Origin of the sequence: Streptomyces sp. SYP-A7185 (genome assembly GCF_046103685.1) — a bacterium.
Classification (GTDB): Bacteria; Actinomycetota; Actinomycetes; order Streptomycetales; family Streptomycetaceae; genus Streptomyces.
Window position 1 is genome coordinate 1,696,113 of record NZ_CP122310.1, and the last position, 16,507, is coordinate 1,712,619.

The following is a 16,507-nucleotide window of genomic DNA, read 5'->3' on the forward strand; positions in this document are numbered from 1 at the left end:
CGCCGGGAGCGGTCTCGCCGTCCTGCCCGCAGGGCTTCCCGGGCGACGCGTCCCCGGGCCGCGGTCCGCGAGGCCCCCGGGGCGGTCGGCGATGAGCATCCAGGTCTCGCCCGAGGTCAACGCGATGATCTTCATCCTCACCGGGGAGAAGCTCATCGACGCCGACGAGGACCTCGCCTACGAGAGCCGCAGGCCGTACTCCGGTCTCGGCCGGAAGCTCGACCGGATCTCCTCGCTGATCGAGAAGTCGGTCCACGACATCGCCGAGTCCATGCCGGACGACCTCTCCAAGTCGTACGCGAAGGCGATGGGCACGCTCACCGACGACGGCGGCAAGAACTACCTGCGCGAGTTCGCCGGGCAGCTCGACAAGATCGCCGAAGGCCGGCGCAAGACCTCCATGGACATCATGGAGTCCAAGTGGCAGGTCATCGCCGAGGTCATCCGGCTGCTCATCGAGATCGCCATCTATCTGGCGATGTCCTTCTTCACCGGTGGCGCGTCGGCCAGCCAGATCATGATGGCCAAGCTGCGCAGCCGGTTCATGATCCTCACCACGCTGAGCCATCTGCTCCAGCGGCTGCACATCGCGCCCTCGCTCACGGAGGCGTTCGCCGAGGCGTTCACCACCTTCGCGGTGCGCCTCGCGATGATGAACTTCGCCCCGGACGGCCGCCGCCCCGACGGCTTCGACTGGAACGACATCCTCAAGTCCGCGGCGTTCGGCGCCGCCGCCGGTGCCTTCACCAGCATCTTCAACGACTTCGCGAAGAACATCGTCAAGAGCTACGACAACAACTTCCTCAAGAACGGCCCGGACCGCGACTTCAAGTTCGACCCCCCTGGTTCGAACACGCCGAACCTCGACCTCAAGAACAACGGCCCGAACACCAGGCCGAATCCCACGCCGAGCCCCGGCCCCAACGCAGGCCCCACCCCGGACCCCCCTCGCGGCAACGGCCCGAACGGGAACGGGCCGTACGGGAACGGACCGTACGGAAACGGGCCCGGCCTCAGGAACAATCCGCTCTCGTTCCGCAACAACCCCAACCTGTGGCGGAACAACCAGCTCCTTCGCAACAACGCCGACCGGCCGGGCGCGCTGGCCGGGCACTACGGGATCAAGGGCACGGCCGACTTCCTCGCGGCCGGCTCCGGCGAGGCACTTGCGGAGATCCTCATCAAGGGTGCCTTCGACGGCGACTGGTCCACCAGCTGGTCCACCTTCGTCGGCGCGGGCATCAGCAGCCAGGTCGAGTCCACGCTCACCGACGGCGCGCTGAACAGCGGCGCCGAACTGCGCAACGCCATCGACAAGTTGCGCAACCAGCCGCCGCCGACCGTGTCGGGCGGCGACACCGACTCGGACACGCGCGACTCCGACGGGCCCGCGCGCTCGCGTGACGGCGGCGACTCCGACCGGGCCGAGGGCCCCTCGCGCACGGATTTCTCGGACTTCTCGGGCGGCGCAGGCGCCTCGCTCACCTCCCCTCCCCCGGGCGTCCAGCAGAACACCGGCCCGGGCGACTTCACCGGCAGCCAGTTGCCGCCGCCGTACTCCGCCCTGAACCCCCCGCCCTACTCCACCGTGGCCCCGCCGCCTTACTCGCCGGGCCCGATGCCCGCGACCGCCGCCGAGAACGAGCTGTGGCAGCAGGTCCACCAGGGGCCCGCCGAGGTCCGCGCGGAAGCCCTGCGCGAGCTTGCCGCCCTGCGGGGGGCGCAGCCGCCCGGCAGCAACGAGATCGGCGTCCGCGACACCCTGCACGGCAACCTCTCGCAGCTGCCGGAGGTCCGGGTGGTGCCCGCGGGGAACACCGCCGACGCACAGATCGACGCCGATCAGGTACGCCGGGCCCTCGACGGCCTGGGCGCTCCGGTGACGGTGGACGCGCCACTGCCCGGCGGGGCTTCAGGGCCCGCCCCCGCGAACGGCCCCGGCGACTCTGCCGCGCCCGGGGCGGGTGTGGGTGCGGGTGCGGGCACTGGTTTGGGTGCGGGCGCGGGCACGAGTAGCGGTGCGGGCACAGGTACGGGTGCTGGTACGGGTACGGGTGCTGGTACGGGCACAGGCTCAGGTACGGGTACGGGTACGGGCACGGGCACAGGCTCGGGTGGTCGGGCCAGTGGTGCCCCCACCGGTGGAAACAACCAGGCTTCCTCGCCGCCCGCACAGACCCAGGGCGCCCCTGAGCCGGACGGTACGACGGCCCCCGCGGACGGCTCGCAGACCACCACGCCGGACGAGACTCCCCAGGCCGCTCAGCCACCGGAGACGGGCGCTTCACCGGAGACCACCACCACACCGGAGGTCGCCGCCTCACCGGAGACCGGCACCACACCGGACAGCGCCACCTCGCCGGAGACCAGTACTCCTCCGCAGAACGCCCTGCCTCCGGAGACCAGCACGCCACCGGTGACCAGCACGTCTCCGGATACCGCCGCCGCACCGGAATCGGACCGCTCGGCCGACGCGCTCACGGCTGCTCCGCCGAAGGTGAGCACCACCGGCTCGTACGTCGGCACCGGCGCCGGCGGCGACATCAGCGACCTCAGCGGGCCGTCGGGCGACGTGAAGACCGATCCCGCTGCCGCTGCCGCTGCCGCAGGCCCCTCGCCCACGCAGGCACCGCCGTTGACGATCGTCGTCTCCCAGGTGCCCCCACCCGGGGAAGGTTCGCCGGAGGCGGCGGAGTTGCTGGACGGGGCCGGGGTCGACCGGGCCGTCGTGCTCGGGCCCCCGGTCGCGCAGGACGGGTCGGGGCGGCCCGTGCGCGCCGCCGTCGAGCTGACCCGGGAGGGGCCGGGGGCTCCGGTCCGGGCCCGCCCGCTCGCCGGTCCGCCGGCCACCGCGACGCCGGACGGCGACCCCGGCGCCTTTGACACCGCGTTCCCCGGCGCGGACGTACTGCTGCCGCTCGCCGACGCTCTGGGCCCGGCGCCCGTCACGCAGAGCACCGGGCAGAGCGACGGCGACGACATCAAGTCCGGCACCGACCCCGCCTCGCCGCCATCACCGTCGCCCTCGCCGAAGACGGTTTCGGAGAGCCCGGCCTCCCTCGACGGCAAGGGAATCAGCACCCGCTCCGCCGACTCCACGGACTCCGGCCTGCCTGCCGCGGCCAAGCTCGCCACCCTGTCCCGCCCCTGGCACGAACCGGCCACCGACCTGCACCTGGAGTCGGGGAACGGCAACGGCGACACCACCGGCGGCGGCCACGCCACCGGACCCGGCGGAGGACGCGGACCCGGCCCGGACGGCAGCCCTCCGCCCCCGCCGGACATCACCACGACCTCGGCCACGGCGTCGACCACGACCACGGTCACTCCGGACAGCACCCCGCCGCCCCCGCCCGTGGCGCCCCCGCCCACCGGCCGGATCCTCGTACGGCCCGCGGACGGCGTGAGCAGCCCTGCCCGGCCGTCGGGCGACCCGGTGGTCACCACCCTGGACGGCCACACCGTGCCCGTCGCACAGCTGCGGCGCTGGACGCCGAGCACGGCCTCGGCGCCTCAACCTGGCCGTGCGGTACGGACGTTGACCATCTCGCAGGGCATCGCCGAGGACGGAACGGCGCACGCTGAGGGGCGGCGCGCGCTGCTGGGCCAGGACACCTTCCGCGGCGTCCGCACCACATCGGCTCCCGCCGCTGACTCCGATCCGGAGTCAGCAGCCCTACCCCCGGTCCGCCGTACCGTCTTCACCGGCCCGCCGACCGCTCTCCCCGGCTCGGGCACCGACCAGGGCGCGGACTACTTCGCCGCGCACGCCACCCCTCGTACCGTCACGCTCGGGACGGAAGACGCCCGGCACCCCACCGTGAAGGTCAGCGGTGTGCAGCTCGGCGAGGTGCTCAAGTCCTGGGCCGTGGACGGCGATCAGGACCGGCCGCTGGTGCTGTTCTCCTGCGAGACCGGACAGCAGCCCGCCATCGCGGGCCTGCCCGTGGCGCAGCACGTGGCCAACCGCACCGGGCGGCCGGTGTACGCGCCCACCACCGAGGTGGGTACGGCCCGGGACCGGGACGGCGATGTCCGCGCGGTGCTCACCGAGGGGCCGGACGGGCCGGGGCGCTGGCGGCTCTTCATGCCGGAGCCCGCGGGCGACGCCCTCGACGGTCTGGCACGTGACGCCGGCCTGCACGCCGGACCGGGACCCGCCGACGCGTACGCCCGGGCCCGTACCCTCCAGCAGATCCGCACCCTGCGCGACGCCCTCGGGCCGGAGGCGGAACAGGCCCCGGAAAACCGGGAGTTGCTCGCCGGACTGGCCTTCGTGGACGGTCTGCGCTGGCTCAGCCCGGACACCGCGGCGCGCTACGGCGACGGACGGATGACCCCGGACCTGCTGCGCCGGATGGTCGTCGACCGGGGCGGCCCGGCGGGCGGGCCGCGCATCGACGCGGAGGCCGGTCCCACGGTCGAGCAGTACACCGAGTTCCTGCGGGCCGCGGCCGAGCTGCGTTCCGTCGCCGGGCCCGACACCACGCTCGACGCCCTGGTGCCCCCGCCTCCGCCCGCGCTCCCGCCGACCACCATGGTCTCGCAGGAAGACGTGCGCGGCCTGGCCTACGCGCCCTCCGCGCAGGTCACCTGGTCGCTCTCCACCACCCCGCTCCCGCTGTCGGAGCTGGGCCTGAGCTCCGAGGACACCGCCGAACTCGCCCGCCGCAGGCCCGATCTGGCGCCCGCCGCGGGCCGCCCGGAGAGCCTCGCCGAGGACTTGACCCTGCTCAGCAAGGTCTCGCCCGGCGCCACGGCCACCGTGCACGCGGACGGTCTGCCCTTCCGGCGGCTCGACACACCGGGCGGCGGGAACTGCCTGTTCCGGTCGCTGCTCGACAGTGCGCGCAGCCAGAGCGTGCCGCCCGCCTGGGCCGCGCGGAACGTGGCCGGGCTGCGCGGTCTGCTCAGGGACCGGATCACCGGGTCCGAGCTGGGCGACGCCGTGGCGGTGGCGATACCGGACCCGGTCCTCGCGGTCGTGGACGATCTGCGGATGCGGGCCGTCGCGGGGGTCCGGGACCCGGCCGAGCAGGACCGGATCACCCGGGAGTGGAACCGGATCGCGCAGGACGTCGTGGCCGACGGGAATGCCGACGCATGGCAGCGGATCCTGCGCGCGAGCGACTACCCGCAGCTCGCGACCGTGGCGCCCACCCCCGCCGACGCGTGGCGCCTCGGCTCCAAGGAACTCGTTGCCTCGGCGGCGGAACTCTCCGCGCTGTGGGCCTCTCCCTTCGCCGATCTCCTTCCGGAAGCGCTCGCGCACACCCTCGACCTTGACCTGCGGCTCGTCCAGCCCGACCGGCACACACCGGGCACCTCCGGCAGCACCTTCGTCAACACCCTCAACCCGGGCGGCCGGGGCGGCACCCTGCACCTGGCCTACAACGGCACCGACCATTTCGACGCGCTGGTCCCGGCCTCGGCGCCGCTCACCCCCGTACCGGACCCGGCCACCGGCTCGGACCCGGCCCCCACCCCGGACCCGGCGGCCACGCAGGACCCCGACGGCTCCGACCCCTTCGGGGAGTGGCTGCGCGGCATGGGCGGGATCACCGATCTCGACGGACCCGATCCCGATGCCCCCGACCGCGGCGACCCGGTCCCGCTGGAGACCCAGCTCGAACGGCACCGCCCGACCCGCCTCCTGACCGGCCAGGACGCCCCGCCGCCGGGCCCGGCACCGGCCACCGTCACCTTCGACGACGGCAGCCGGCTGCCCGCGATCCTGCTGAGCCCCGACGCCGATCCGGGCGACGACCCGGGCACGGATCCAAGTGGCGGTACGCCGGGCGGTCGTACCGCCGGGCCCGCGCGGAACCGGCCGGCCGGGCTCTTCGCCGGGCCGGGCAAGACCACCCTGCGCTCACCCGAGCAGGTGGCCGAGGAGATCCTGGGCAAGCTGCCGGCGAAGCTGCGCGCGCAGTTCGACGAGGCGGAACTGCTGCGCCTGCTGACCGAGCAGCCCGCCGCCTTCACCGCTCCGCGCGGTGCGCGCTTCGTGGGCCGGGAGAAGTCCGGCGTGGGCCACGAGATGACCGTCGAGGCCATCCCGTACCACCGCTGGGAACGCTTCGCCAACGTCGGCGACGCCACCGTCCGGGTGGACACCATGCGGCGCGGCCAGGGCGGCATGGGCGGTGGGCGCAGCGTCGGGTTCGGGCGGCGGATCGCGGGCGGGCTCAGCATGGGGCCGCCGCTCAACTGGCTCCTGAAGATCGGTGTTTCGCTGGGCTGGACCCGCAGGACCGACTACGCGCAGGGCACTCAGGCGTACCACCAGTCGGAGTGGCGCAACTGGGAGGGCTCGCACCTGCACCTGGACGACGTCTACTACCGGGTGCGGGTGGACCGCGTCACCGAGGCCCCGTCGACGAGGACGGCTTCCGGAAGCCGTCCCGACCCGGCCGCCCCGACGCCCCGTTGGCGGCGCACCCCTGTGCACACCGCGCAGTTCGCGATGCGCGACGGTCTGAGCTGGCGGCTGCCGGACGACCTGACCATTCCCTACGCCGGGCCCCGGCGGGCACCGAAAACGCTCACCTTCCCGGACGGGGTCGAGCCGCGGGTCACCGACACCACCGGGCTGCACCTGACCGACCCGCCGGAGGACATGGCGCTCACCATGTTCGGTGCGCGGCCCGGAAGTTCGGCCCACCGCACGCTGGTGTCGTACGTCCGGCCGGGGCGGCTGTTCGCCCTGTTCGGCCGGTTCGCCGGGCCGGTCACCGGGCCCGAACTGACCCGGGGCAGCGGACAGCACCCGCTCGGTCATCTGATCGTGGAGCGTTCGGTCCCGCACCGGGCGACCCTGGTCACCGAGTCGGTCAAGGCGGAGGTGCGCGACCTCACCCAGACCACCTACCAGAACGAACGCGGCCACGTCCGTGACACCCGCCTGGGCCTTCAGCTCACCGCCGGGCCCAACTACACCCTCATCGGCCCGGAGACCGACGTACGCCTCCAGGGCGGCCCCCTGGTCCGCGCCGACCTCACCACGGGGCGCGGCCACTACCTCGGCACCGACGCGGCCCGGAAGACCACCGGCCGCGTCCGCAACCACCCGGTGGCGCTCTACCGGGTGGAACGCACCCTGATGGTCCGCAAGCCCGGCGAACCGGCGTCTGCGGCACGTCCGGTCCGGGTGGTCAGCCTGGACTGGATCTCCACCCAGGACGCGCGCCGCCTCGCGGGCTGGGACAGCCGCACGCCCGGCCAGACGGGCCCCGACCCGGACGCCCGGCCGCCGGTTCCGTGGTACCTCTCGCGGGAGGACCCGGTGCACCTGAGCGGCCAGGTCCGCGCCGAGGGCTTCCGGCCTGTCCGTCCCCAGACCCAGATACATACGCCGACCCCGACGCCGATACAGACACAGACGGAGTCCCAGCCCCAGACCCAGACCCAGACCCAGGCTCAGACTCAGCCCCAGACCCAGCCTCCGCAGCCGCAGTCGCAGACCGGGCCCCCCGCACCGCCCGTCACTCCCCCGGACCCCATGCGGGGCTTCGCCGACACCGTCCTGGACACGCTCCACCGCTCCCACCCGTCCCTCTTCATACCGCCGCTGGTGCTGCGGCATCCGCGGCTCGCCAAGTTCTGGTACGGCGACGGGCGGATGCGGACCGCGCTGCACAACGACCGCCAGGTACGTGAGGCGTTGAACCGGCCCAGCCTGGCGCAGAGTCTGGACGACCTGACCACCACCGGGGTCCCGGTCACCCTCACCGAGGACGGCAAGGTCCGCCGCGGCCACCACACGCTCATCCTGCGGGCGCGCCTCACCGACCGGCAGTTCGAGGCCACGATGAGCGAACGCTCCCTGCGCAACGGGGTGATCGGCACCGAGGTGTCGGGCCAGGGGCAGCAGGCGTCCACCACCCTGTCCGGCGGCGTCGAGCTCGGCGTGTCGCCGCGCGACCACGACAAGGTGGCCGACCTCGGGCTGCCGCGCCAGGCCGGCAGCGTGGCGGTCGGCGTCCGGACCTCCAAGACCGGTCAGAAGGCGACGCGGAACACGGTCGCCGTCACCCATGACCACCTGATGTTCCAGACCGGCGCCGATCTCTACAGCTACCAGGTGGAACTGGGCGCGACCTTCGAGGGCCACCGCCGCCCGCGCGGCTGGGCCAGACTCGCCTCCGTCGGTCTGCTCGGCGCGGGGGTCTTCGTCAGCAAGGTCGAGGAGCGGCCCCTGTTCAGCCGGGGCAACGAGACCATCGGCCGGGTGGAGCTCGCCGTACCGGCCGCGCACGGCTCCGACCGCCACGCCCCGGTCGACCCACCGCCCGCCGATCCGCCGACCGCCGATCCGTCGACCGCCGGTACGACACCGGCAAACACGACGGCACCGGCCCCGACTCCGACTCCGACTCCGACTCCGACTCCGACTCCGCCGCAGCATCTCTCCTCCGTAGAGGCTGACCAACTCCTCGACGGGACGCGCCCGTTGGCGAGGACGGACGCGGCCGACCGGCAGCTCACCGGGAAGCTTCTGAGCGTGCCGCACGTGGTGCTCAGTGCCGAGGGCGGCCCCGGCCGCCAGCAGCTCGCGCAGGACACCGCCGACCGCGCGTCGGGCACCTCCTGGCACGTCAGCGCGCCCGGCACCCCGGTGCGCACGGCGCTGCGCCGGGCGATGGCGAACCTCAGCGTGGCCGGTCAACTCGGCCAGTATCTGGGCCCGTTCGGATCCCGTGTCACCGGGCTCAACGGCGCGGGACCGTTCCGGACGCACTACCTCAAGGCGGCGGTCCGCGGCGAACTGCACGACTTCCGGGTCAAGAGCGACCCGAAGCCCGCCAGCCTCGAAGCCACCATCGGCAACGAGCACCGCGTCCTCGGCAGCACAGGCACCGTCTCGCACACCACGCTCGGCCTCCAGGGCACGGAGATGCCGCTGAAGCAGGCCCCCGGCCAGCAGGCGGTGGTCGGCAGCTACTCGACCGCCCTTCAGTACGCCTGGGGCAAGGGCCGCAGCGTCTCGCGGACCCTCACCCGCGGACGCAACACCACGCTCTCCTACGCCGGGCGCATGTACCTGGTCGTCGCCGACGCCACCGAGACCGTCGCCGTGCGCGACCGCTGGACGGCCGCGATGGGCACGGTGGGCACCCGCGCCGGAGCCAGGATCAGCTCGGCGGCCGGACGGCTCTCCGAGCGCCTGGGCAACGGCCTCGCCCCGCGCCGGGCCGCCGCCGCGCTCCGGCGCGTCCGGGACGCGGTGATGTTCCACCTGCCCATGCAGGACGTCATCGAGGCCGGGCTCGCCCCGGACGGCCTGGGCACCTCAACCCCGCACAACCTCGGCGGCGGCTACCGCCTGCCCCCGTTCCTGCGCGGCCGCCGCTTCCCCACCCACCCCAGCGGTCAGCTCGACGCCGGCCGGGCGGCGCAGCAGCTGACCGCGCAGCTGGAGAAGATCGGGGTGCCTTCGCACGACCGGGAGCAGGTCCTTCAGCGGCTCTCGCCGGACTTCCTCCGCGCCCACCTGCACGAGCTGACGACCGACGGGCTGACCCTGCCGGTCCGCTACCGCAGCTGGTCGCGTCCCTTCCATCTGCCGGTCGGCGGCAGCCCTGGCCAGCTCCGGTTCCAGTTGACCCCGGTCACCACCACCGTGGACCGGCTGCGCACCGGCTTCGAGCTGGAGGACTACCGGACCACCGCCCGCGACGGCGCTACGGGCACCTCCCAGGACCGGGGGGCCGACGTGACGCTCAGCGGGGGCGAGCGCGCCGCGGACAACGGCATCCTCATCGCCAATCCGTCGCTCCAGGGGACCGCGGCCAAACAGCGGTCGAGCACCCGGACCGAGACCGCGGGCTCCACCGCGATGCCGAACATCGCCACCACCCAGGCGCACGCGGAGATCGTCACCAGTTACACCCTGACCGTCACCATGACGGACGCGGCCGGTGATCCGCTCGCTCCCCGCGTGGACGCCGTGCCGGTCGGCAGCCTCAACGAGTTCCTTCCCGCGAGCCTGCTCACGCCGCAGGGGCCCGGCGCCGACGGGGCACTCACCGAGCAGGACGTGCCGGAGCCCGAGCGCGCGGTGCGGATGCTGACCGCCGAAGGCGCCCGCCCGGAGGGGATCGCCGCCTGGCGCACGTCCACCGCCTCCCCCCGATCCCCCGCCCCCGGCTCCTCGGGCGCCGACTCCGACGTACTGCGCTTCGACGACGTGATCGGCTCCGGCATCCTCGCCGTGGACATCCGCGGCGCGGGCAACGTACAGGACGCCCTGACCCTCGCCACCGCCCGCGCCGACGGCCTCGGCGACGGCGACCTGGGCCAGCGACACACCGGCAGCGTCCTCGACAGCCGGGTCCGCATGGCGCACCTGACCTCGCTGACCGGCATCGGCACGGCCCCCGGCCAGGCGCAGCACGAGGCCACCACGCAGGTCGGCCTCACCGCGGGCTTCCGCGAGGCGCTCGGCGCGCACGGCACCTCCCTGCCCGCCCAGGCCTCCGCACACCTCTTCGGCCAGTCCCACACCGCCGACTCCCGCCTCTACGCCAAGATGCACCGCAGCGGCGCCCGGCTGCTCGCCGTGGAGAACAAGCCGCGCATGGAGGCCATGCAGCGGTCCAAGACCTCCGACGCGACGGAGTCCGGCATCACCGACAACGTCGAGGGCGCCGTGGGTACCGCGCCCCTGGCGGGCAACAGCAACGCCGGTGTGACCAACCCGGGCGCCACCGTCCCGATCGGCGGTTCGAACGACGGCACCACGCACAAGGGCTCCGCGGACACCACCCTCGGCACCCACGTCAAGGTCGTCACCGACCGCAGCATGCTCTTCGCGGTGCCGGTGAGCTGGCTGACGGTGGCCGACGTGGACCACCGGTTCACCGACAGCCGCCCGTTGCACGCGCTCGGCAAGGCCAAGCGGGGGCCGCGCGCCGCCGAGGCCGAGACCACCGCGCTCGTCTGGCTGCGCGAGGACATCGCCCGCGACCACGGCCTCCTGGACGACACCACGCTGACCGACGAGGTGCTCGCGGCCTGGGACGACCAGGCCAAGGCCGCGGGCGATCTCGCGGCGGCCGAGAAGGGGTACTACGACGCCCGGGCGCGGGCCCGCGAGACGTGGCTGGACCTGAGCCCGCAGGAGCAGGACGCACTCGGCGACGACAACTCGGGCCCGCCGGACGACCTGCCGCAGGACGTGCTCTGGTCCCCGGCCGTCGTCGCCTGGCAGGCCGCCCGCCAGGAGGTCCACCGCTGGGAGCAGCGCACCGACGCCGCCGCCGCGGACCACCACCGGCTGCACCTCGCCGCCTCCCGCCTCACCGCCCACCACCAGGGTTCGGTCTCGGTCCCGGTGCCGGACCGGCCGCAGGAGTACACCGAGCCGGCCTGGCGCTCCGAGGCCCCCGAGCCGTACACCGTCACCGATGCCACCGACTCCGCCCCGCGCACCATCACTTCGCCGGACGGCTCCACGGTGCGCGAGGTGCACGAGATGCCGCACGACGGCGCCTCGTTCTTCCACGCGCTGCTCGCCGCCGCCGAGGCCCCGGGACGTCTGCCGCAGCTGCTCGGCACCGATCTCGCCGAGCGGTTCACGAACGCGCCCGGCGACCCCGTGGTCACCGCCGAGGCCATCGGCGCCGCCCGCGACCGCCTGGCCTGGGCGCTGGGCGACGACGGCAACGAAGACCTGCTGGACGCCCTCGCCCTGGATGCCGCGGACACCTTCACGCAGGACGAACTCGACGCCGCCGGCATCGAGTTCACCCCCGCCCAGCAGGCGGAGTTCGACGCCTTCGGCCGGCTCCCGCAGAACTTCTGGCCCACGCCCGGGCAGCGGGTGGCGCTGGCCGTCACGGCCCTGTCCCGGCCCTTCGCGGGCGAGCCCGTCGCGAGCTCCCCTGCCGCTGCCCCTTCGCGGGACGGCTCTGCGGCTCCGGACGGCGAACCCGCTCCTCCCGAGCGGCGTGCGGGCGACCACGGCGGCGCCGATCTGCTGCCCGCCCTCGCCGCCCGCGTCCTGGGCACTCCGCTCACCGTGGTCACCGGGGAGGGACGCGAGCAGCTCTTCCTGCCGCACGGCACCGACCCGGCCGCCGTCGACCCGAACACCACACCGGCCCTCTTCGCCGCCGACGGTTTCTTCTCCGCCGCGCTCCCGCCCGGCACCCCGCCCCCGGCCGCGGTCCCGCTCCCGGGGACGGCGACGGCGACGGCCGCCGGGTCCGGTACACGCACGGGAGCCGTGGACACCGACACCACGCTTCCCGCGCCAGAGGGGCCGCCGGCAAAGCCGTCCGCGCACCGCAGCCACACCACGCCGCCCTGGATGCCGCCCGCCGACAGCAGCGACCCGCGCTACCGCCTCGACCGCGACGGAGTCCTCACCGCACCCGACGGCGCGACGTACACGCAGGGCGTGCCCACGGGCCGCGGCAACGGCTTCTTCGGAGCGCTCTCCCACGCCCTGCTCCAAGCCGCCGATCAGCCCGGACGGGACCGTCACGAGGCGGCACGGCTGCGGAACCGCGCGGGGGCGCCCCCGGCCCAGCTGATGCGTCTCAACGGCCTCCCGGGCAAGGCGGCCGACCACGCCTCGCTCTTCACCCCGCCGCCGCTCACCCGCCGCCCAGGCGCCCCCGCGCCCAGCCAGGACGCCCGCGACGGCCACCTCCGCCGCCACCTCGCCCAGGCCCCGTGGGGTCCCGAAGCGGACCGTACGGTGGCGGAGTGGGCCGCGGCCGCGACCGGCACCACCGTCACCCTGATCGAGGAGAACGGAACCGCCCACACGTACGCCGGCCCGTCCGGCGACAGCGGCCCGCACATCCGCCTCCGCCGCCGGGGCGGGGACTTCGTCCCCGTGACCCTCCGCTCCCCGGCACCGACGCCTGCCCCGAAGGCCAGTGACCTGACCGGACTTGCGGAGGAGGAGGCGTACGAGCTCAGCACCATGTCCGGCAACGACACGGGAACGGACGTCCCCGCGGCCCCGGAGTCGGATCCGGTGCCGCAACCGCCGTCGCAGCAGCAGTCACAGCCGGGCCCGGCACCGATGCTGCGGTCCTTCAAGCTGGGGAACTTCGAGTTCACCAACTTGAACCAGACCGAGGCATACGTCGACAAGGCGATCCGAGTCGTCGAACTGCTCGACGAACACGCCACGATCAAAAACTACGTGGCCGGCCGACCGGTCCGAGTGACCCTGCACGTACGCACCACCGAAACCCCCGCCGACGTCCGCGACCTGGGCGACGACGGCGTACAGATCAACCTGGCCAGCTACTACTTCGAGAAATACGACATCGGCTACCTCATGGGCATGCTCGCCCACGAAATCGGCCTGCACCCCCTCGCCTCACAGAACACGAAAATCCCCGAAGAAGAAGACCTCTACGCAGGCATGCCCCTGCTCGTACCAGGCCTGGAAACACTCAAAACCCCCCGCTTCATGAACACCGAAGGGGCCGGCCAAGCCGACCACATCATGGCGGCCTTCCCCCACACCATCCGCCACGGCATCTACCGCGACATCATCCTGGAAATGGCCGAGGTCATGGCCCACCGCGCCCGAGTACGAGTAGCAGGAGCCAAACCCCGAGACGTGACCGACCTCTTCGACACCTACCTCATGGACCTGGCCTCCATCGCGGTGACCAACGACCACCGCGCCAAGGCCATCACCGACCCCAACTACACGGCCAAGGTCTACAACGCCTATAAGGCGCAGTTGGCCGAGCACATCGCCCCGGACAGCCCTGTTCGCGCGCTGCTGCCCGCCGACAAGGGACGCTTCGGCGTCCTGGGCGACTTCGCCTCCCTCGCCACCAGCGTCGGCACCAACAACCGCGGCGACAGCATCCAACGCCCCCAACCCCCACAACCCACCACCAACACCAACACCAGCGGCGAAGCCCGACCCCGACTCCCCGATACCGGGACTGAAGCCGACCACGGAACCGATACCGGAACCGGAACCGACCCCAGCGAGTCGCTGCTCGAATCGTCCGCCACCCCGCCGAAGCCCGTCCCGCACGACGACCGCCCCCGGTTCGTGGTGCGTTCCGGGTTCGACGCCCGGCGGTTCTCCTACCGGGGCGAGCCGGTCACCGACCTCACCGTCCGCGTGGCGTTGCGCGGCACGGATGAGCAGGCCACTCGTGTGTTCGAGGAACTCAGCGCCGGAGTCGCGGAGTTCCTGAACGGCCCCGAGCATCACCTGTTCAACGGCGACCGGTTGCACGTGACCGTCGAGCGGGTCGATCCCGCCGACGCCCCGCATCTGACCGTGGACCTGGTGGGCCGGGACAAGGCCATGGACCAGACGACCTGGTGGGCGGATGCCGCCCCGGTGCAGCTGGTGCACGAGCTCACCCACCAGCTCGGCCTGCGCGACGAGTACCGGAACGCCGTCTCCCCGCACCGCCCCCACATCCTCGGGAGCCTCCTGGGCGACCTCGACGTGGCCCCCGAAGTCCCCTCCTTGCCCACCGCAGGACTGCGCGACCGTCACCTGGCCCTGCTGGGAGCGCTCATCGGCGACATCGGCGACGTGACCCCGGCGCCTCAGCAGGACGACGACCCGGCCGATCAGAGCTGGGCCGCGGCCCGGACCGGCGCCACCGCCGAGACCCGCGAGTCCATCTGGGTCGACCCCATCTCGCTTCCGCGCGTGGACGGCACGGCAGACACCGAGGTCCCGGCCCATATGCCGAACGGCTCGGGGGCGGAGCCACCGGTACAGCCTTTCAAGCTGGGGAACTTCGAGTTCACCAACTTGAACCAGACCGAGGCATACGTCGACAAGGCGATCCGAGTCGTCGAACTGCTCGACGAACACGCCACGATCAAAAACTATGTGGCCGGCCGACCGGTCCGAGTGACCCTGCACGTACGCACCACCGAAACCCCCGCCGACGTACGCGACCTGGGCGACGACGGCGTACAGATCAACCTGGCCAGCTACTACTTCGAGAAATACGACATCGGCTACCTCATGGGCATGCTCGCCCACGAAATCGGCCTGCACCCCCTCGCCTCACAGAACACGAAAATCCCCGAAGAAGAAGACCTCTACGCAGGCATGCCCCTGCTCGTACCAGGCCTGGAAACACTCAAAACCCCCCGCTTCATGAACACCGAAGGGGCCGGCCAAGCCGACCACATCATGGCGGCCTTCCCCCACACCATCCGCCACGGCATCTACCGCGACATCATCCTGGAAATGGCCGAGGTCATGGCCCACCGCGCCCGAGTACGAGTAGCAGGAGCCAAACCCCGAGACGTGACCGACCTCTTCGACACCTACCTCATGGACCTGGCCTCCATCGCGGTGACCAACGACCACCGCGCCAAGGCCATCACCGACCCCAACTACACGGCCAAGGTCTACAACGCCTATAAGGCGCAGTTGGCCGAGCACATCGCCCCGGACAGCCCTGTTCGCGCGCTGCTGCCCGCCGACAAGGGACGCTTCGGCGTCCTGGGCGACTTCGCCTCCCTCGCCACCAGCGTCGGCACCAACAACCGCGGCGACAGCATCCAACGCCCCCAACCCCCACAACCCACCACCAACACCAGCGGCGAAGCCCGACCCCGACTCCCCGGATCCGACGGGCCGCCGAACCCGGACCCGACAGCCACAGCGCCAGCCCAAGCCACAGCAGCACCGGAGCCGGTCCTCACCCCCTTCAAGTCGGGGAACTTCGAGTTCACCAACTTGAAGCACACGCACGAGGTTTACCGGGACAAGGCGGTCCGGGTCATCGAACTGCTGCGGAAGCACGACACGATCCGCGAGTACATCGGGGGCCGTCCCAGTCGGATCACCCTGCACTTGCGGACGACGGAGACGCCGGCCGACGTGAGGGATCGCGGGGAGGCGGGAGTCGACATCAACCTCGCCAGCTACTACTTCGAGAAGTACGAGGTCGGCTACATCATGGGCATGCTCGCCCACGAGATCGGCCTGCACCCGCTGGCCTCACGGAACGCGGACATTCCCGACGAGGAGTCGATGTTCCAGGGAATCCCGCTGACCGTCCCGGGGCTCGCCGACCTGAACACCCCGCGCGTCATGAGCACGGAGGGCGCGGGCCAGGCCGACCACATCATGGCCGCGTTCCCCAGCAGTACGAGGCACCGGATCTACCGGGACATCGTCCTGGGCATGGCACGGATCCTGGCGGAGGAAGCGCGGACGGGTGAGGAGGGGGCCAAGGCCAAGGACGTCACGGATCTGATCGACTGCTACCTCATGGATCTCGCTTCCATCGCGCTCACCAACGACTACCGGATGAACGCGGCCAAGGAGCCGAACTACACGGCGAGGGTCTACAACGCGTACAAGGAGCTGTTCCTGGCCCAACTGGCCCCGGACGACGCTCTGCGGGCCCTAATGCCGACGAACAAGAGCATGTTCGGCGTGATCAACGACTTCCGGCGCATCGGCACCTACATCGCGCTCGGCAACAGCGGCGACAGCATCCAGCAGGCCGGCACGGGCTAGGACGCACCAGCCTCA

The 16,507-nt window shown here is 72.5% G+C and carries 1 protein-coding gene; it reads left to right on the forward strand.

Translation table 11 applies throughout. The features are described 5' to 3' along the window. The first annotated feature begins 91 nt into the window (after window positions 1–91). Entirely contained in the window at window positions 92–16,492 is a 16,401-nt protein-coding gene (locus QBL25_RS07265) for a hypothetical protein (RefSeq protein ID WP_409056178.1), read from the forward strand. Window positions 16,493–16,507 lie beyond the last annotated feature (15 nt).